General features: G+C 66.9%; 20 protein-coding genes. 6 read left to right on the top strand and 14 right to left on the bottom strand.

Features of this window, described 5'->3' with window-relative positions; all coding sequences use genetic code 11:
* Nucleotides 1-22: 22 nt before the first annotated feature.
* The 3 genes from M9921_03310 to M9921_03300 form a co-directional block, all read right to left on the bottom strand.
* On the bottom strand, nucleotides 23-874 hold the full coding sequence (locus M9921_03310) for a PEP-CTERM sorting domain-containing protein (GenBank protein MCO5295863.1): 852 nt from the start codon (nucleotides 872-874) through the stop codon (nucleotides 23-25).
* Nucleotides 875-1,004: 130 nt separating this feature from the next.
* Entirely contained in the window at nucleotides 1,005-4,571 is a 3,567-nt protein-coding gene (dnaE, locus tag M9921_03305; GenBank protein ID MCO5295862.1) for a DNA polymerase III subunit alpha, read from the bottom strand.
* Entirely contained in the window at nucleotides 4,552-5,721 is a 1,170-nt protein-coding gene (locus tag M9921_03300; protein ID MCO5295861.1) for a hypothetical protein, read from the bottom strand. Before M9921_03300 ends, dnaE begins: the two co-directional genes overlap by 20 nt.
* 96 nt (nucleotides 5,722-5,817) lie before the next feature.
* Between M9921_03300 and M9921_03295 the strand changes: the two genes are divergently transcribed.
* Complete coding sequence (locus M9921_03295; protein MCO5295860.1) at nucleotides 5,818-6,417, top strand: DNA-3-methyladenine glycosylase; 600 nt, start codon at nucleotides 5,818-5,820, stop codon at nucleotides 6,415-6,417.
* Here M9921_03295 and M9921_03290 read toward each other — a convergent pair.
* From M9921_03290 to M9921_03240, 11 genes are all read right to left on the bottom strand, one after another.
* On the bottom strand, nucleotides 6,414-6,806 hold the full coding sequence (locus M9921_03290) for a YbaN family protein (GenBank protein MCO5295859.1): 393 nt from the start codon (nucleotides 6,804-6,806) through the stop codon (nucleotides 6,414-6,416). The genes M9921_03295 and M9921_03290 overlap by 4 nt on opposite strands.
* Before the next feature lie 130 nt (nucleotides 6,807-6,936).
* The gene (locus M9921_03285) at nucleotides 6,937-7,665 is read right to left on the bottom strand and encodes a 7-carboxy-7-deazaguanine synthase QueE (protein ID MCO5295858.1); all 729 of its coding nucleotides are present in this window, start codon (nucleotides 7,663-7,665) and stop codon (nucleotides 6,937-6,939) included.
* Nucleotides 7,658-8,335, bottom strand: a complete 678-nt coding sequence (queC, locus tag M9921_03280) for a 7-cyano-7-deazaguanine synthase QueC (GenBank protein ID MCO5295857.1) — start codon at nucleotides 8,333-8,335, stop codon at nucleotides 7,658-7,660. Before queC ends, M9921_03285 begins: the two co-directional genes overlap by 8 nt.
* A 6-nt stretch (nucleotides 8,336-8,341) precedes the next feature.
* Nucleotides 8,342-9,205: a M48 family metallopeptidase gene (locus M9921_03275; GenBank protein MCO5295856.1), complete on the bottom strand. Its 864-nt coding sequence runs from the start codon at nucleotides 9,203-9,205 to the stop codon at nucleotides 8,342-8,344.
* 58 nt (nucleotides 9,206-9,263) lie between these two features.
* A complete protein-coding gene (locus tag M9921_03270) occupies nucleotides 9,264-9,740 on the bottom strand; it encodes a chemotaxis protein CheX (protein MCO5295855.1) in 477 nt (158 codons plus the stop codon).
* Between the two features lie 5 nt (nucleotides 9,741-9,745).
* Complete coding sequence (locus M9921_03265; GenBank protein MCO5295854.1) at nucleotides 9,746-10,108, bottom strand: response regulator; 363 nt, start codon at nucleotides 10,106-10,108, stop codon at nucleotides 9,746-9,748.
* Nucleotides 10,090-10,902, bottom strand: a complete 813-nt coding sequence (locus M9921_03260) for a protein-glutamate O-methyltransferase CheR (GenBank protein ID MCO5295853.1) — start codon at nucleotides 10,900-10,902, stop codon at nucleotides 10,090-10,092. Before M9921_03260 ends, M9921_03265 begins: the two co-directional genes overlap by 19 nt.
* A complete protein-coding gene (locus M9921_03255) occupies nucleotides 10,892-11,923 on the bottom strand; it encodes a chemotaxis response regulator protein-glutamate methylesterase (GenBank protein ID MCO5295852.1) in 1,032 nt (343 codons plus the stop codon). Before M9921_03255 ends, M9921_03260 begins: the two co-directional genes overlap by 11 nt.
* Nucleotides 11,923-12,795 carry an HDOD domain-containing protein gene (locus M9921_03250; protein MCO5295851.1) on the bottom strand — a complete coding sequence of 291 codons (873 nt, stop codon included), beginning with the start codon at nucleotides 12,793-12,795 and terminating at the stop codon, nucleotides 11,923-11,925. The genes M9921_03255 and M9921_03250 overlap by 1 nt, the downstream gene beginning before the upstream one ends.
* The gene (locus tag M9921_03245; GenBank protein MCO5295850.1) at nucleotides 12,792-13,304 is read right to left on the bottom strand and encodes a chemotaxis protein CheD; all 513 of its coding nucleotides are present in this window, start codon (nucleotides 13,302-13,304) and stop codon (nucleotides 12,792-12,794) included. Before M9921_03245 ends, M9921_03250 begins: the two co-directional genes overlap by 4 nt.
* Nucleotides 13,301-13,855 (bottom strand): hypothetical protein, encoded by a 555-nt coding sequence (locus tag M9921_03240; protein MCO5295849.1) that lies wholly within the window; start codon nucleotides 13,853-13,855, stop codon nucleotides 13,301-13,303. The genes M9921_03245 and M9921_03240 overlap by 4 nt, the downstream gene beginning before the upstream one ends.
* Nucleotides 13,856-14,167: 312 nt before the next feature.
* Between M9921_03240 and M9921_03235 the strand changes: the two genes are divergently transcribed.
* The 5 genes from M9921_03235 to M9921_03215 are packed head-to-tail and all read left to right on the top strand — an operon-like array spanning nucleotide 14,168 to nucleotide 17,723.
* Nucleotides 14,168-14,575 (top strand): hypothetical protein, encoded by a 408-nt coding sequence (locus M9921_03235; GenBank protein ID MCO5295848.1) that lies wholly within the window; start codon nucleotides 14,168-14,170, stop codon nucleotides 14,573-14,575.
* Entirely contained in the window at nucleotides 14,572-14,934 is a 363-nt protein-coding gene (locus M9921_03230) for a type II secretion system GspH family protein (GenBank protein ID MCO5295847.1), read from the top strand. The genes M9921_03235 and M9921_03230 overlap by 4 nt, the downstream gene beginning before the upstream one ends.
* Nucleotides 14,934-16,295, top strand: a complete 1,362-nt coding sequence (locus tag M9921_03225; GenBank protein MCO5295846.1) for an acetyl-CoA carboxylase biotin carboxylase subunit — start codon at nucleotides 14,934-14,936, stop codon at nucleotides 16,293-16,295. The genes M9921_03230 and M9921_03225 overlap by 1 nt, the downstream gene beginning before the upstream one ends.
* Nucleotides 16,285-16,857: a transcription antitermination factor NusB gene (nusB, locus tag M9921_03220; GenBank protein ID MCO5295845.1), complete on the top strand. Its 573-nt coding sequence runs from the start codon at nucleotides 16,285-16,287 to the stop codon at nucleotides 16,855-16,857. The genes M9921_03225 and nusB overlap by 11 nt, the downstream gene beginning before the upstream one ends.
* Entirely contained in the window at nucleotides 16,854-17,723 is an 870-nt protein-coding gene (locus M9921_03215) for a bifunctional 5,10-methylenetetrahydrofolate dehydrogenase/5,10-methenyltetrahydrofolate cyclohydrolase (GenBank protein ID MCO5295844.1), read from the top strand. The genes nusB and M9921_03215 overlap by 4 nt, the downstream gene beginning before the upstream one ends.
* Nucleotides 17,724-17,725 lie beyond the last annotated feature (2 nt).

Raw genomic sequence — 17,725 nt, 5'->3', positions numbered from 1 at the left:
CTTTCCTTTCCTCGTCCCGAAGCTACGCCTTGCGTCGTCGGCGAGCGAGGAATGCCGCGCCGACTCCAAGGACCAGCATGGTCGCAGGCTCGGGGACGACGTTCAGGTTGTCCCAACCCATCGTGTTGCCATCGGCGCCGAATCCCGAGAAGATTCGGACCGCGGTCGGCCGGGGAAGCGTGGGACTGGCTCCACCCGTGAGGTACCAACCGTTCGGGTTGACGGTCGTCGTCGTGTTGGTGGTCAGGTCCGTGATCGAAACCTCGGTGATCAGGTTGGTCACGAAGTTCAGCTTGGTCGATTGGCGGTACCAGTGGTTGACGGCCAAACCGTTCCACGCTGCGCCCGCGCTTTGGTTGTTCAGCGCGGTGCCGGCCGCATCGAACACGTTGTACTGGGCGTTCCAACCGGCCGATGGGTCATTGATGTCCACCCAGGTGTTGAGCGCGATGTACTGCACAGCGGCCGTCGCCGGGTTTTGGGTCGAGAAACTCCCGAGGTTCTGGGCGGACGGCGGTTGACCCGTGTAGATGCCCGCAAAGTCGTAGGCGAGGGTCCACTGGTCCGAGACGCTGAAATCGACGTCGTGCTGGCCGCGCGAGTTGGTGCCAACTCCATTGACGGTGGCCGCCGTTCCGCTGGCGAACTGGTCGCCGCCATTCGGATTCGCGGCAAACCCGGGGGCGTTCCCCGCGTAGGTGAAGACGTTTGGCTCGATGCTGCCGGCGACGGGGTTGTACCAACCGTCCTGACCGTTAAGCATCGTTCCGGCAGCCGAGCCGGTGTAGGTCGGCGATTCGAACCCGGTGATGAGGAAAGCGTTCGCTTGAAGGGCTGCACCCAGCAGCGTGAACGCGACGAAGACTCGTTTCATGGTCCAACTCCTTTTCTGGTCTTTTTGCGGGGCCTATTCTTGGCCTATGTCCGCAGTGTAGGACTTTGGCGCGATCTGATGCCTAGCAAATTTACTAGATTAGAGGATTCCGTACTTTGACCGGCTTCCTTCAACCCACCAGAAAGTCCGCGGTGACGACCGGCAGCGCCTGGGAGACGCGTCCAGCGAGCGTGGGGCGGTAGGGGAACACTCGATGCGCGAGGAACGCGGTGTGGCCGTCCCGGTCCTGCGCCTCCCCAATGAGCGTCACGTAGCCCGAGCAGACGATCGCGTGTCCGTCGCGTTGGTACACGTCGTCGAAACAGGTGACGTTGAGCAGCCCGGTCTCGTCTTCGAGGTCGAAAAAGACGACCCGCTTCCCGCTCTTCGTGGGCGGAAAGCGCAGCCGAATCGCATGGCCGACCACGACCGCCTTGCGCCGATGGGGCAACGCGCGCGCTTCGGCGGCGGTGATGCCCCCCTTGGCCGACACCCGTTCGCGTTCGAACGCCATGAGGTGGGCCGATGCGTCGAGATCGAGGAACATCCGCTCGTACACGGCCTTTTCGGCTTTCGAGAAGTCGTCCAGAGAGTCCTCGAAGGGCGGTTCGGGAATCTCGAACGGCAGGACGTCCGCCCCTCGCCCCTGGTGCACGGCGTGCGCGTGGCGCAACGCGGAGGGCACGGCCCACAGCATGGCGCGCCGGTTGGCGTGCAGCGCGTCGAGCGCGCCGCACAGGATCAGGCGCTCCAGTTCGTCGCGTTCGGGGCGCACTCGGGCGGCGAAGTCGAACACGCTGCGGTAGGGGCCGTCGAACCGCGCGTCGAGGATGCGCGCGCGCGTCTCTTTCGAGAGCCCCATCACCTGCATGAGCCCCGTGCGCACCCCCCCGCTGGGCAGCACGATCTGCGGATCCATCGCCGAGCGGACGGCTTCGACGGTGAATTCGACCTTGCTGCGGTTCACGTCGGGGAGCAGCACCGCCACACCGCGGCACCGCGCCTCGTTTGCGAGCGTACAGGGGCCGTAATAGCCCGCGGGCTGGGCGCTGAGGATCGAGGCGAAGTACTCGGCGGGAAAGTTCTGCTGGCAGTGGATCGACCGAATGGAGATCTCGGCAAACGCCAACGCGTGCCCTTGCGCGAAACCGTAGCCTTCGAAGCCCGCGATCAGGTCGTACACCTCGCTGGCGAGCTGCATGCCATGCCCCTGGTCCATGATGCGGGCGACGATCTCGTCGCGCTTGGCCTTGGCATACGCCTCGCGCCGACGCTTGTGGATGCCGTCGCGGATGTCCTCCGCCTCGCCCGACGTATAACCGCAGAACGTCTGGAGCAGTTGGTCCACCTGTTCCTGGAACACCACGATGCCGTAGGTCAGCCCCATGATGCGCTCGAGTTCGGGGTGCGCGAACGAGTACGCCTGCAGCCCCCTTCGGCGCATGATCAGCTCGTTGATCTTCACCGCACCGCCGACTCCGGGGCGGATGCCCGCCTGCACCAGGCTGGCGTCGTGGAGGTTCTCGGTGCGCAGCCGTATGTGCGCCTGCCGCATCGCCGGGGACGCCGACTGCGGGATCCCGATCAGCTCGCCCGAACGCATCGCGCGATACGTCTCGGGATCGTCGAGCGGGATCTGTTCGACGTGGAAGTCCGCGTCGGAGACGCGAATCCGCTCCTGCGCTCCTGCCAGCACGTCCTGGCCTCGCAGACACAACAGGTCGAACTTGTCGAAAAAGTGCTTCGCGCTGCGCTTGTCCCACTGGATGATCCGGATCGGCTGCGACCCCTCCCCAGGCTCGAACGCCCCCGACGCCATCACGGGCACCGTCTCGTGCATCGGTCGATCCGAGATCACCACGCCGGAGGAGTGGGCACGCATGTTGCGCGGGATGTCGGTCAGCCGTTCGGCGAGTTCGAACACCCAGCGGAAACGCTCGCGCGGCACGGCGCTTCCCCGCAGTTCTGGACGCGCGTCGAGGGCCGCTTCGAGCTTGGCGGGGGAGATGCCTCCGTGCAGCCTCTTGGCGAGGAACCCGATCGTCTCGCTCGAAAGACCCAACGCTTTGCCCACCTCGCGCACGATGCCGCGCGTGCAGTACGCGCCGACCGCGCACACCGTCGCCACGCGGTCCTCGCCGTACTTGCGCGTGAGGTAGTCGCGCACCGCGTCGCGGTGCTTGGCTTCGAAATCGATATCGATGTCCGGGCGTTTGCTGCCGTCGGCGGGAAGGAACCGGTCGAAGTGCAGCTTGTGCGCGTGCGCGTCGATGCGCGAAAGCCCGAGGCAGTACGCGACGGCCGCGTCGACGACCGACCCGCGCGCGCTGAACAGGATGCCCTGCTGGCGCGCCCAGTTGCACGCGTCCCAAATCGTGAGGAAGTGCCCCGCGAACCCGAGGCGCACGATCCGCTCGAGCTCGTGGTGGATGCGCTTCTTCAGCTTCGGATCGATGCGGGGATGGCGGCGGTGCGCGCCGGCGAGCGTGATCTCCCGGAGCGCGTGGGCGTCGTCGTCGTACAGTTGGGGGAGTCGCGTACGGGGCGGAAGCACGTCGTCCTCGCACCGCTCGGCGACGCGCAAGGTGTTGGCCAGGAGGTCGGGGCGATCGGCGAACAGCTCCGCCATCTCGTGCGCGCTTTTCAGAAACCGCTCGGCGTTGAGCGCGCGGTCGGGTGCTCGGGGACACTCCCGCTGGCCGGGGGCGCGGCGCGGCTTCCGACCCACCACCTCGTCCACGACGCACAGCGACTCCGCGCACACGATGATGTCCTGCACGGGGAAATCCTCGGGGCGGGAGTGGGTCGCGATCCCGCCCGCGGCAGCGAGCAACCGCTTGGCCTCCGCCATCTGGAGCAGGCGCGTGTTGACCGACAGCTCCCAAGGCACGAACGAGCGCTCGATCTCCACCACCACGTTCTCGCGGCCGTAGGTCGCGACGAGGCGATCGAGCAGACGGGACGCCTCGGCGTCCCGCCGTTGGGCGAGCAAGCGGTTGATCGGGCCGAGATCGCCGCCCGTGAGACAGAGAAGATCCTCGGCGCAACCCTCCAGCCGCTCCCACGAGCCGAGCGGGAACAATCGAGGCTCCCCGAGATGGCACTCGGTCACCAGACGAGAAAGGTTGCGGTATCCGCGCGGTGTCCGCGCGATCAGGACGAGTTCGCCCCCTTCGGGAAGCTCGACCGTCGCGCCGATCAGCGGCTTCACCCCCGCGCCGCGCGCCGCGCGGGAGAACTCGACCGCCCCCACGAGCGAATGGGGGTCCGCCAGCACCGCCGCAGGCAGCTCGTGCACCGCGGCGAGCCGCGCCACCTCGTCCGCCAGCATCGTTCCCCTTCCGAACGCGTAGCCGCTCACCGCGTGCAGGGGAACGTAAGATGCCGGGAATCGGGAATCGGGAGACGGGAGTCGGTAAAGGGAGGTGGCTTCGCGTGCGAAGCCGCACGCCTTGGCGACCTTCTCGTCGCGCGTCTTGGCCAGGCGGAGGACGATCTCTTCGCGGAGATCTTCGTCGCTTGTCGTTGGTCGTTTGTCGTTTGTCGGGCGAACAGGAGCGTCGTCCACCTCGATTGCCACTTCCCTTCGCACCCCTTTGGCGTCGATGAAGCGCACGAACTCCTTCGGGGTTTCGCCGCTCCACCACTCGCCTGACTCGCGCCAGCGCGCGAGGATCTCACGCCCAGCCTGTGACATCTCTCCACGCCTTCAGCACCGCGACGCGGCGCGGCACCGACACCTCGGCACCCCGCATCACCGAACCGTCGCCAAAAACCGCGCGCACCTTGTCGAGCGCATGCTCCGCACTCGCTGCGGGCGCCGCGGATTGGGCGGTGTGCAACTGGGGCTGAAGCCGCTTGGCGCGCACCAGTCCGGGCAGGCGAACCCGCACGGCGGCGATGGGTCCTTCCCAGTCCTTTGCAGGCCCGCCGCACAACGCGCGTAAGGCGGCCAACAGCGCCATGCGCGTGCGCAACGGATGCACGAACCGCCGCGAACGCTCCTCCACCGCCCCGGACTCGCGCTCGATCCACACGTGCATCTGGGACCCGCAGCGGTCCTTCGCCTCAAGCCGCGCGGCCAAACGCGCCGCGAGCGCGTGCAGCCCGGCGTCCAACACGGCGAGATCCTCCGTCGCGCCCTCGAACACGAACCGCTCCAACAGCGCGTCGGGCGGATAGACCGGGCGAACGGGCTCGAAACACCTCCCGTGCGCCGCGTCGAGCATCCGACGCCCCTCTGCCCCAAACTGCTCGACAAGCGTGGGATAGGGCAGTCCCGCAACCTCGCCAATCGTTCGGTACCCTAAGAATCTCAACCGCTCGCGATGCTCGGGCAATACGGGGAGCAACTGCTCCACGTCCAGGGGCGCGAGGAAACCCGCCGCGTCCAGACACGGCTCCTCGAGGCCGCGCACCGAAGGGTGCGCCGTGCGGGCGGCCACCACCGCGATCCATTTCGTCCGCGCGAGACCCAGCCGCACCCGATGCCCCAGCCGCGACCCGAGCGCCTCCGCCATCGCCACCGCCACCGAGGAGGCGTCCGGGTGCCCGTGCAGGTCGACCCAGGCCGCATGTTGCCGATCGGGCTCGATCGCATCCGAAAACTCCGCGCAGACGTCGAGCCACGCAGCCTGCGCCGCGCGGTACGGCTCCTCCTCCCAGGCGACGCAGCGAACCCCGCGCGCGACCGCCCTCGCCTCCGCAAGCACCATCCCAACCCCCACCCCGAGCGCGCGCACCTCGTCCGACGCATCCAACACGCGCTTCTCCGCATGCACGAGCGTCGGCCCTGCGAGCGCGAGCGTCGAGATGTAAAAGCTGTCGAGGTCCAGGAAGGCAATCATAGTAGAACTCTGTCTACTATTATAGGATGCCCGCCCCGAAAATGGGAGTGTGAAAAACTGCCTGCCCCCAGCGGCCGTCGAAAGCTACACTCGCCCATGGCCGACTGGAGCGACGATCTGCGGAACGCCCTTCTCCACGATGCGCGCGAAGGCGCGCGCGCCCTTCTCGGCGCGGTCCTCGTCCGCGGCGACCGCCTGGCCCGCATCGTCGAAACCGAGGCGTACCGCAACGCGGACGACCCCGGCAGCCACGCCCACCGAAGGCTCACTCCCCGCAACGCGCCGATGTTCGAACGCCCGGGCCTCGCCTACGCGTACTTCACCTACGGCAACCACTGGATGCTCAACGTCGTCGCGCACCCCAAAGGCGAAGGGGCCGCCGTGTTGATTCGAGCGGCGCGGCCCCTGGAAGGGCTCGCCGCCATGCGCCCCCTCCGCCCCAAAGCCCGGCGCGACGAGGACCTCCTCTCCGGCCCGGGCAAACTCGCCGCGGCTTTCGGCGTCACCGGCGCGGACAACCGCCTCGATCTCCTCGATCCCGCGAGCCCCCTCCGACTCGAAGCGGGCACCCGCTCCACCCACGTGCTCACCGGGCGGCGGATCGGCATGGCGCCGGGCAAGGGAGACCTCTTCGAGTGGCGCTACGTCGACGCCGACGCGCTCCGCTGGGTGTCGCGGCCGTTGCCCGGTCGCTAGCCGCAGGCGCTCGGCCGCGTCGCGAGATAGGCGGTCAGCGCGAGCGCGATCGCGAGCAACAGCCCCTTGAGCCACATCGGGCCCACGACCCAGGCCGAAATGCCGATGCAGACCCAGATCGCCGTGATGGCGACGACCTTGGTCCGTGGGGCGATCGATCCCGACTGCCGCCAGTTCCGCAACGTCGATCCAAAGAGCCGATGCTCGAGCAGCCACCTCTCCATGCGAGGGCTGCTGCGCTCGAACGCCGCCAAGGCCACGATGAAGAACACCGTGGAGGGCAACCCGGGAATCGCGAGGTTCACCATGCCGATGGCCACGCAGAGAAATCCGAGTCCAAGATAGACCGCCCGGGCAGTACGGCTCGAGGGTGCCAGCGGCTTCGCCACACCCAAGTTATGCCCCATCTCCCCGCCCCGCCGTTTGAACCAGATGACGACCCCTTGCCTGTAGTGATTTTGGAGGACAAGCCCCCCCCCGATTCCCGATTCCCGATTCCCGATTCCCGATTCCCGTCCCTTACGTCCCCCGCGTGTTGCCGAACCAGTGCACGTGGAGCCGCGGACTGAGTCGGAACCCCCGCTCGAGGCACACCGGGACGAGGAGGCGCTCCCTGCGGGCGAGCGTCTCCGAGTCGGTTCCCTCGGCCATCAACATCACGCGGTCGGAGGGGATTCCGCCAAGACGCCGAAGCACCTCCTCGATCTCCGTCAGGTCGTCGCCCGAGCCTTCGGGATCCACCACGAATTTCAGTTGGACGTCGTAAGCCGCAACGAGCCGGCGAAGAGGCTCGAGATTCGAGCGGATGGCCTCGTGCCGCTCGCGCCAGCCCCTGGGAGCCGGGCCGTTCGTACCCGCCGTCCCCGACTCGACCGGCGTCGAATTGGCGAGCTTCGGGCTGATCGACATCAGGGCGCACGGCAGCTCGCGAAACACCGTTCCCGCCGTCTCGACCGTCACCACGTGCTCGCCCTCGGCGAGCCGCTCCGCCAAGGGCACCACCCCCTCGAACAGCATCGGCTCCCCCCCGGTCAGCACGACGTGCCGAACGCCGAGTTCGGCCACGCGCGCGGCGATGGCCCCAACGTCCATCGATGGCCCTTCGGGCGACCAGGAGGCGTACGGCGTGTCGCACCACGCGCACCGCAGGTTGCATCCACTCACGCGCACGAACGTGGAGGGGGTGCCTGCCCAACGGCCCTCGCCCTGGATGGAGGCGAAGATCTCGGCGATGCGCAGGCTAGCCATGGGAAGCCAACGAGGGATCGGGCAGGCCCATCGCTTCGAACGCCCGCGCCCGAATCACGCAGGCGTCGCACCGCCCGCACGCCCGGCCCCAGGGGTCCGGGTCGTAGCACGAGTGCGTCAATCCGTAGTCGACCCCCAACTCCATTCCTCTCCGGATGATCTCGGGCTTCGTCCAGGTCATCAGCGGCGCGTGGATCCGAAACCGGGCGCCCTCGACCCCGGCCTTGGTGGCCACGTTCGCCAGCTCTTCGAACGCCGCCACGAACGCCGGGCGGCAATCGGGATATCCGCTGTAGTCGACCGCGTTGACGCCGACGAAGAGGTCCGTCGCCCCGACCACCTCCGCGTACCCCAACCCCAGGGAGAGGAACACCGTGTTTCGGGCCGGCACGTACGTCACGGGAATGCCACCCGCATCGGCCGCGTCCTTGGGGACGTCGATGGCGTCCGTCAGCGCGGAACCGCCGATGACGTCGAGCTCGACCCGCACGAACCGGTGCTCGGCGACGCCGATCGACTCCGCCACGCGGCGGGCCGCCTCGACCTCGATCTCGTGGCGCTGCCCGTAGACGACGGTCAAGGCGTAGGGATCGAACCCTTGCGCACGCGCGATCGCGAGTACGGTGGCGGAGTCCAGCCCGCCGCTCAACAGCACGACGGCTTTGGGCATCGGCCGCTACCCCGCCTTGGCGTCGCCGACACGGGCGTAGTCGCCGGCCAGGATTCGGTCGTACGCGCCGGTTTGCACCCAGCGCTCGAGCTCCTGCGTTCGGTGCACCGGCATCGGGTGCGTGTACGTGCTGCTCATCAACATGAAGATCAGCACCTTCCCGATCGATTCCAAGGTTCCCGCGTCCTGATACGCGCGGGCCTGCTCCATGAACGCGTCGCGGTTCATCTCGCCGGAAAGCCGGTTGGGGCCGGCCGTGAGCGCCAGGTTGGCGTCGATCGAGAGGTCGAGAGACTGCGAGACCAGGAGACCCGCGCGATCCGCCGTGAGCTCGGCCTGGCGCGACCACTCGTAGAAGGCGAGCATGATGCCGACGCTCGCCACGTCGCCCAATCCGAACGTTCGACGACCCAGGAGCTCCAGAAGCGGCAGCAGCACCGAGGCCACCGACTTGTACAGGATGTGGCCCGCCTTGATGTGCCCCAGCTCGTGTCCCATCAGGTGGTAGAGCTGCTCGTCGGTCAGCGTGTCGATCATCGACGAACGAAGCGTGATGTACGGGCGCTCGACCCCGCCGGCAAACGCGTTCGGGAAGGGATTGTTGGTGATGTACAGCTCGGGCTCGGGCATGTCCAGGATCGCGGAGGACTCCTTGAGGATCGCGTAGAGCGTCTTGTACTGCTTGGGTCCGCACCGGACGGACATCGACATGTTGTAGCAGTACATCCAGCGATCGAGGCCCACCTCGTAGAACTTCTGGATGAGCTGGGGCAGCAGCGGGACGCGCTTGAGCGCTTCCAGGGCGATCCGGTCCGTGTCCGCCACGAACGCCGAGGCTGGGATGCCGGTCAGTATCTTGCGCTTGGCCATCAGGAGTAGTGTACGCGCGCGCGGCCCGCGGGTTGCGGGCACCAGGGTCTTTCGGCCGCTAAGCGGCTTGGGCGATGGAAGCGAGGCTGACCACCACGTCGACGGTCCCGAACGGGCCCAGAAGCAGCGGGATGAGGATCGCAGGCCCCGGGGCTCCCTGGATGGGTGCTTGCGTGCCCCGGATCACGGTCGGCGGCGAGAGCGTGCACTCGACTCCGGCATCGGCGAGCAGGGTGAGGCTCCTTCCCCCGATCATGTTGCCGAACTCGGCCACGGCGCTGGCGGCCATCTGGTCGAAGGTGACAACGGGGCTGCCGATCAGACGCCCGGCGATCTGGTTGGCCGTGCGGGCCGACATGCTCAGCATCACGAACCCGGCGAGCCCGCCGCCGATCGAACAGACGGCGTTGATCTGCCGAGCGGTCTCGAGGACGGGACGCACCGCAAGCTCGCCCCGCTGGGGATCGATCCCCAGAAGGCTCTTGCAGACCTCGACCGAGGCCTCCGCAAACGGGCGGACGTGCTCGACCCTCATACGCTTCACGCGGCGGCGCGCTGGACGGCCTCCAGAACCCGCCTGGCCTCGAAGGGCTTGACAATGAAGTCTCGTGCGCCGGCGCCGATGGCTTGGATGACCAACGCCTTCTGACCCATGGCCGTGCACATGACGATCGCGGCCTCCGGAAACTCGGACCGAATCGCCTTGAGGGCCTCGATCCCATCCATCTCCGGCATCGTGATGTCCATCAAAACGACGTCGGGGTGGAGCGACCGGTACATCTCCACGGCCTCCGCCCCGTTTTCGGCCTCGCCGACGATTTCGTAGCCATTCTCCGACAGGATGTTCTTCAGCGCGGTCCGCATGAAGAGCGCATCGTCACTGATCAAGATGCGTTTCGCCATAGTCCAGCCCCTCCTCCGGGCTTTCGATAGAAGCAGGTGTAGGGCGCCTCAAAACCAATCTCGCGGCTGTCGAAGATGCGCTCCGTGTTTCCGATGAGCAGATAGCCGCCCTCTCGCAGGGCGGAATAGAACCGACGATAGAGCATCGCCTTGGCCTCCTCGTTGAAGTAGATCGTGACGTTGCGGCACAGGATGAGGTCGAATCCGGTCCGAGGCGGCTCGGACAGAAGGTTGTGTTCGACCACCGCGACCGTCCTCCGCAGGACGGCGTTGGCGCGAAACACGCCGTCGGCGGGCTCGAACATGGCTCGGAGCTCCGGTCGGGGCAACGCCTCCAGTGCCGCCGGTGAAAAGAGCCCTTCCCGGGCGCACCGCAGGGCTCCGGGGTCCACATCGGTCGCGAGGATGCGGTGCAGGCCGGGCCGCGTTGCCTGGAGAAGCGCGGCGAGCGAGTAGGGTTCGGATCCGTGGCTGCACCCGGCGCTCCACACGCTCAGCGAGGGCGCGCGTTGGAGGAGTTCCGGCAGCACCTCCTGCTCGAGGACGCGCCACTTCTCCGGATTGCGGAACATCGAGGTCACGTTGATCGCGAGGTGATCCAGAAGCTTCGAGACGCCTTCGGGGTCCCGGGCCAACTCCCTGCCGAAATCCAATAGTGTCTCGCATCCCATCGACTTCGCGAGGCTGACGAGGCGGCGGCGGGTCTGCTCCTGCTTGTAGAGCGCGAGGTCGAGCCCCGTCTGCGCCCGCAAATCCCGGTAGAAGAGGTCCCAGTGGCGTTCGTCAAGCTGCACGGGCACCTCGCATCGCGCGGACGAGCGCGTCGGCCATGTCGTGGATCGGGAACTCGGCGTCGATGCCTCCGACCGCCTTCGCCGCGCGAGGCATGCCGTAAATCGTGCAGGTGCTCTCCGCTTCGCCGAACACGGTCGCTCCAGCCGCCCGAAGGGCCTGGGCCCCTTCCGCGCCGTCCCGACCCATTCCCGTCAGCACGAGGGCGAGGCAACGCGATCCGTAGTGGGTCGCCGCCGAGAGGAACAGCCGATCGGCCGACGGGCGCACCCCATGGACGGTCGGACCGTCCTCCAACCTCAGCGTGCCACCGGAATCGACGACGAGGTGGCGTCCTCCCGGTGCGATGAGCGCTTCCCCCGGTGCCGGATGTTCGGCGTCCCGGGCCTCGCGGCAGTGGATCGGCCCCACCCGGCCAAGCCTGAGCGCCAGGCTCTCGGTGAACCCCGGCGGCATGTGCTGAACAAGCAGAATCGGTGCGGGAAACCCCGACGGCAGCCGTTCGAACAACATCGTGAGGGCGCGAGGACCACCCGTCGAACTGGCGATCAGGACGATGCGGGACCCGTCCACTCCCTCGAGCGACGGCTTCGAAGGAGGTCTGGATGGGGCGGCGACGGGGGCTTTGACCTGGGCGAATCGCGCCAAGCGGATCTTCTGGATCAGCTCCTCGCGAACGCGCGGGAACTCGGCGGGCCCCAGTGCGGGCTTCGCAACGACATCGAACGCCCCGCATTGGAGCGCCTCGATCGTCTCGCGGGCGCCGCTTCGCGTGAGGCTGCTGACCATCAGGACCGGCACCGGCGATTCGGCCATGATCCTGCGCAGCGCCTCGAGGCCGGTGCACCGAGGCATTTCGACGTCCATCGTCACGACGTCGGGGCGCAGTTCGCGCACCTTCGCCACCGCCTCCTCGCCGTCGGGGGCGTAGCCCACGACTTCGAGATCGGGCTCCCCGCCGATCATGTCGCCCAGCAGGCGACGGATCACGGGCGAGTCGTCGACGATGAGCACCCGCTGCATCACGCCGCCTGGTTCATGACCTCGAACAGCTTCTCGTACTCCTGGTACGAGGTCACAAAGCGATCGGCGATCTGGTCCATGTTCTCGGGCTCGAGGTTGAGCCGCGTCCACGCCTCGGGATCGTAGTCGTAACGAAGTCCATCGCCGCCGAGGCCGAAACCCATGCTCATGGTCAGGAAGTCGCCAACGTGGACGCTGTCGACGATGGGATTGTGGGGAGTGGCCGCGCTTGGTTCGTGGTGGTAGCGGATCGCCGCACGGATCTGTTTCGGCAGGTTCCAGCGCTGACCCAGGAACTCGCCGACCTCCGCGTGGTCGTATCCCAGCACCTTGCGCTCGACCTCGTTGAACGTGAGATCCTCCTGGTTCGCGATGGCGATCAGCATCGGCACCTTGTTCTCGAGCCAGATGCTGAGCGCGACCTTGCCGAGGTTGTGCAGCAGCCCCGCCGTGAACGCCATGTCCGGGTCCCCGGTCCTCGTCATCTTGGTGATCTCCTGGGCGGCGATCGCGACGCCGAACGAGTGCGTCCACATCTCCTTTGGGCCCAGGCAGTAACCCTTCAGCGGACGGATCATCCAAGGATAGGTCGAGGCGACCATGGCCAGGTTGCGGACACAGCGCATGCCGAGCACCACGACGGACTCCTGCAAGTCGGTCACCTCGCCCGAAAGCCCGTAGAACGCGCTGTTCGAGAGCCGCAGAACCCGGGCCGCCAACGCCTGGTCCTGCGCGATGTGGTGCGCCACCGAGTTCGCCGAGCCCGTTTCCGACTCGGCTTCCCGGATCACCGCGAGTGCGGCGGCGGGGATCGATGGGAGATCGGTCGTCTTGTCGACGATCTCTTCAATGCTCAACGAGGTTGTACTCATCGTGTCGTTCCTCTCAATCGGCAGAGCACGCGGTCGCCCTGCGTCACCGTGCGGACTCTGACTTCACCTGTTTCCGAATCGAAGGTCACGGTTCGTCCCAGCGATCCGCCGACCTCATGTCCCAGGCAACGAATGCCCAGTTCGTCCAACTGACGTGCCACCTCGGCGGCGTTGCGGGCGCCGATGTCGAGGCACATGGACGCTCCGCTGATGTTGAAAACCTGCGCTCCGCCGGCGTAGGCGGCCACCAAGCGGTCGCGCGCCCCTCCGATTCGCTCGAGCATCTGCACGAGCATCGGCACGGCGAGATCCGCGTAGCGCCCAGCTTTTTCCGGCTCGCCCGAATGAAAGGACGTGGGCAACAAGATGTGCGCCATCCCGCACACGTGGCTTTCCGGATCCAGCATGCACAGGGCGATGCAGCTTCCCAATCCCAGGCAGCTGAAGCGGGCCGAACCGCGGTAGGTCTCGATCTCCGCCATCGTCACGATCGACGTCACCGCGTTCATGCGCACTCCTCCAAGAAGGCGGCGCGGAGCGCTCGCAACGTCTCGAGGGGGCATTGGACGTGGAGATGCGAGTCCAAACCATCGGCCGTCGAGATCGTCGCCACCAGTTGGACCAGCGGCACCGTCGTCTTCATGAGCGCTGCGAGTGCACCCTCGATCGAAGCCGCGGAGTCCAGGGCCGCGATGGGTTGGTCCAAGCCGATCTCGTTCGGGCTCGGGAACACGCCGTCGAGGAAGGTCCGCACCACGAGCCGCGCCTGCTCGACCAAGCCCTCGTTCGGCGGCGTCGGCGGATCGATCGGGCACCAAGGCGTCACCCAGGACACCCAGCCTTCCAACGGTCCGACCAAGGGAAAGCAGACGGCGGCGCACGGCCTTTCCGCCTCGAAACCGAACGCCAGATCGCGAGACGGAGCCCGGCAGGCGAGCCCCGAGGCTCCAAGCGGCGGGTCCTGGCGCGCGCAGGCGGCCGCCAAATCGCCCAACAGCGATCGACACTCTTCCGGCGTCAGGCAATCCCCGCGCCCAGCAAAGCCCAAACCAAGCCGCACAGTTCAATCATTGGTTGCCGACCGTGGAATCTTTTTGGCGAGCCCAAAAACTGGTAGCGCCCTGGTTCCCAGATTCAAACTGGGACTGATGGCCCACCGGGAACGATTCCCGGCCGAATCGCGTTGCAATGGGCGACTCCTCGAAGATCCTCGGATTTTCTTAGGACGCAGCAATAAGAAGCAAGAAACGCAATCAACCCTCTCCCTCGGGAACGGCCCATCCTCCCCTCCCCCTCCCCTTGGCGCCGTTCCCTCTTTTTTTGCGTCCGCCTCCCCAGGTTCGAATCCGAGCCCCGCTGGTACACTGGATCGATGGCGAATCAGGACCTCGAACTGATCCGGCACGCCTTGGAAGTGGCCCGGGCCAACGGCATCGCCGAACTCGAACTGGAGGTAGGCGACCTCGCCTTCTCCGCCACCCTCTCGCCACGCCCGGCCCCGACGCGGGTCCTCGCCTCGGCCGAGCACCGCGAACCTTCGGATGGCGACGAGCTCAAGTCCATCGTTTCCCCCCTCGTGGGCTATCTGAACTCCGCCAAGGAGGCCCTGACCGTCGGTCAAACGGTGTCGAAAGGGAGCGTCGTGGCCGTCGTCTCCGCCCTGGGGCTCGCCAACGACGTGGAGTGTCCGTTTGACGGCGAGGTCGTGGAAGTGCTCGTCGAGCCGGACTCGCCCGTCGAATACGGCCAGACGATCGCCAAGGTCAGGGTGGCTCCGTGAGACGCGCCGGCTTCACCCTCGTCTCGACGATGATCACGCTGGTGATCATCCTGGGGCTGGCCGTGTTCTTCTTGCGGGGCACCGGCGCGGGTTCTTCTCGGGCGGACGGCCTGGGAAAAACCGTTCCGGGAGCCGTCCGCGCCAAGGCGTTGGACAGTGAGTGCCAGAACCAGCTCTCCCAAATCCGACAGTCCATGACGATCTTCACCAACATGGGCGAAGACCCCAACCCCGAATCGCTTGCGCAGCTCAAGCTGGGAAGCTCCTTCGAGCGCTGCCCGGTCGGAAAGGAGCCCTACGTCTACGATCCGGCCACCGGCAAGGTTCGCTGCGCGCACCCCGGCCACGGAGGATTCTGATGTTCCGCAAAGTGCTGATCGCCAACCGTGGGGAGATCGCCTGCCGAGTCATTCGCGCGTGCCGCGAACTCGGCGTGCGCAGCGTCGCGATCTACTCGGAGGCCGATCGCGAGAGCCTGCACGTCAAGATCGCGGACGAGACGATTTGCGTGGGCGCCGGGAGCAACGGCGACAGCTACCTCAGTCTTGGGAACGTGCTGATGGCCACCCAGATCTCGGGGGCCGAGGCCGTCCACCCGGGCTACGGCTACTTCAGCGAGCGGGCGAGCTTCGCGGAGGCGCTCGAGTCGTTGGGCGTCACCTTCATCGGGCCGCCGGTGTCCGCCATCGAGGCGATGGGCGACAAGGCCAGCGCCAAGAAGGCGGCGATCGAGTCGGGCTGCCCCGTCGTGCCCGGGTCCGCAGGCGCCGTGCCGAGCGATTCCGAAGCGCTTAAGGTCGCCGACAGCATCGGCTATCCCGTGCTGCTCAAAGCCGTGGCGGGCGGCGGGGGCCGAGGAATCCGCCGCGTGAACTCCCCGGACGAGCTGTCCGCGCTGTGGAAGACCGCCCAAGCGGAAGCGCAAGCGAGCTTCGGGAGCGGCGAGATGCTGGTCGAGAAGTGCGTGCTCAACCCGCGCCACGTCGAGATCCAGGTGCTGGGCGATGCGCACGGCAACATGATCCACCTCGGCGAGCGCGAGTGCTCCGTCCAGAATCTGCGCCACCAGAAGCTGCTCGAAGAGGCTCCCTACGCAGAAATGCCCGCCGACCTTCGGCGCCGCATGGGAGAGGCCGCCGTCAAGGTGGCCTGGTCCGTCGGCTATCAGAACGCAGGCACCGTCGAGTTCTTGGTCGACGCCGACTTCAACTTCTACTTCCTCGAGATGAACACCCGGCTGCAGGTCGAGCATCCCGTCACGGAGGAGGTGACCGGAATCGACCTCGTGCAACTGATGCTCCGGGTCGCGTCGGGCGAGAAGCTCCCAATCCGCCAAGAGGAGGTGTCGCTGTCGGGGCACGCCATCGAGGCGAGAATCACCGCCCAGGACCCCGACAACGACTTTGCGCCCAGCACCGGCCTGATCACGATGTGGCGCGCTCCGGGCGGGCGCGGCGTCCGGATGGACACGCACTGCTACGCGGGCTTTTCGGTGAGTCCGTTTTACGACCCCATGCTCGCCAAACTGATCGTCGTGGCCAATTCGCGCCCAGAAGCGGTCGCCAAGCTCCAAGGCGCCCTGCACGAGTTCGAGGTCGAGGGCATCCAAACCAACATCCCGTTCCTCCGCCGGCTCGTCGAACACCCCGACTTCGTCTCGGGAGATCTCAATACGTCCTTCGTTCCCAAGTTTCTTGCGGAGAAGGTCCATGCGGGGTAGCTCGCGACGACCGGCCCGCGAAGCGATCCTCCGGGCCCTTTACGAAATCGAAGTTGGCCACACCCCGACCGATGCCGCGATCGAGGACACCCTGGAGCATGCCGAGCTCGAGCCGGAGCTCGCCGAGTTCGCCCGGGCCGCCATCAAGGGCGTGCTGGCGCACCTGAACGCGCTCGACGGCGCCCTCGCGCAGAGTCTGAGGGATTGGGACCTTTCGCGCGTCGCGACGGTCGATCGCAACATCCTGCGCCTCGCCGCGTACGAGTTGTTCCACTGCCCCCCGATCCCTCCCGCCGTGACGATCAACGAGGCCGTGGACCTCGCGAAGAAGTACAGCACGGCGGAGAGCGGCCGATTTGTGAACGGAGTGCTCGGGAACCTTCTGGAACGGACCCCCAAGCACGAGTGGGACCCCGCGAGCGCGCCCCCGGACGAACGGGTGGGAGCGGCGGCGCCCGAGCCTGAACCGGAAGTGGAGACCGTCACCGAGGATTCAGAGGAGGCCCAGGAGTTGGCGCGGGCCGGGTTGTGGACGGTGAGGAAGGAGGAGACGCCCCAGTGAGCGCTCAGATTCTCGATGGGTTGGAGTTATCGAAGATCGTTCGCGAGGAGGTGCGCGTCCGCACCGAAGCCCTGCGCGCCCGAGGCGTGGTGCCGCGTCTCGAGGCGGTCGTGGCCGCCCAGGACCCGGCCAGCCTCGCGTACGTACGCATGAAACGGAAGTGGTGCGAGAAGGCAGGCATCGAGTCCGGCGTGTTCGAAGCGGACGCCTCCACGACGCAGGAGGCCTTGATGGCCCACATCGCCGCCCTGAACGCCGATCCCGCGGTACACGGCGTGCTGATCCAACACCCGCTGCCCCCGCACCTGGACGAGCCGAAGGCCCTCGAAGCTCTGGGTCCCGAGAAAGACGTGGACGGCATCACCTCGCAATCCGCGGGAAGGCTTGTGTGCGACCTGCCGGGATTTCGCTGCGCAACCCCCATGGGCATCATGCGGATCCTCGACCATTACAAGATTCCGCTCGAAGGACGGCACGCCGTGGTGGTCGGGCGCAGCGTGATCCTCGGCAAGCCGGCAGCCCTCATGCTGTTGCAGAAACATGCGACCGTCACGATCGCCCACTCGCGCACCCAGGACCTTCCCGCCTTGTGCCGGACCGCAGACGTCCTGGTCGCGGCCGTAGGGCGCGCCGAGATGATCCGCGGCGAATGGCTCAAACCCGGTGCGGTGGTGATCGATGCGGGCTACAACAAGGTCGAGGGGCGCCAAGGAGACGTGGGCGATGTCCACTTCGAAAGCGCGTCGGAGGTCGCCTCCTGGATCACCCCCGTCCCCGGCGGGGTTGGGCCTATGACCGTCGCCAGCCTCTTGGCGAACACGATCGAGGCGGCGGAACTCGTTGGCATGTCCCTGGCGACCTGCTAACC

The sequence above is a fragment of the Fimbriimonadaceae bacterium genome (genome assembly GCA_023957775.1).
GTDB lineage: Bacteria > Armatimonadota > Fimbriimonadia > Fimbriimonadales > Fimbriimonadaceae > JAMLGR01.
This window is presented reverse-complemented; position numbering and strand designations above follow the sequence as displayed.

Coding starts and splice junctions, on each gene's coding strand:
- M9921_03245 (MCO5295850.1), bottom strand. CDS start 13,304: ATGAACGCGGTGACGTCGATCGTGACGATGGCGGAGATCGAGACCTAC.
- M9921_03265 (MCO5295854.1), bottom strand. CDS start 10,108: ATGGCGAAACGCATCTTGATCAGTGACGATGCGCTCTTCATGCGGACC.
- dnaE (MCO5295862.1), bottom strand. CDS start 4,571: ATGTCACAGGCTGGGCGTGAGATCCTCGCGCGCTGGCGCGAGTCAGGC.
- M9921_03295 (MCO5295860.1), top strand. CDS start 5,818: ATGGCCGACTGGAGCGACGATCTGCGGAACGCCCTTCTCCACGATGCG.
- M9921_03255 (MCO5295852.1), bottom strand. CDS start 11,923: ATGCAGCGGGTGCTCATCGTCGACGACTCGCCCGTGATCCGTCGCCTG.
- M9921_03235 (MCO5295848.1), top strand. CDS start 14,168: ATGGCGAATCAGGACCTCGAACTGATCCGGCACGCCTTGGAAGTGGCC.
- M9921_03225 (MCO5295846.1), top strand. CDS start 14,934: ATGTTCCGCAAAGTGCTGATCGCCAACCGTGGGGAGATCGCCTGCCGA.
- M9921_03310 (MCO5295863.1), bottom strand. CDS start 874: ATGAAACGAGTCTTCGTCGCGTTCACGCTGCTGGGTGCAGCCCTTCAA.
- M9921_03285 (MCO5295858.1), bottom strand. CDS start 7,665: ATGGCTAGCCTGCGCATCGCCGAGATCTTCGCCTCCATCCAGGGCGAG.
- M9921_03270 (MCO5295855.1), bottom strand. CDS start 9,740: ATGAGGGTCGAGCACGTCCGCCCGTTTGCGGAGGCCTCGGTCGAGGTC.
- M9921_03275 (MCO5295856.1), bottom strand. CDS start 9,205: ATGGCCAAGCGCAAGATACTGACCGGCATCCCAGCCTCGGCGTTCGTG.
- M9921_03250 (MCO5295851.1), bottom strand. CDS start 12,795: ATGAGTACAACCTCGTTGAGCATTGAAGAGATCGTCGACAAGACGACC.
- nusB (MCO5295845.1), top strand. CDS start 16,285: ATGCGGGGTAGCTCGCGACGACCGGCCCGCGAAGCGATCCTCCGGGCC.
- M9921_03300 (MCO5295861.1), bottom strand. CDS start 5,721: ATGATTGCCTTCCTGGACCTCGACAGCTTTTACATCTCGACGCTCGCG.
- queC (MCO5295857.1), bottom strand. CDS start 8,335: ATGCCCAAAGCCGTCGTGCTGTTGAGCGGCGGGCTGGACTCCGCCACC.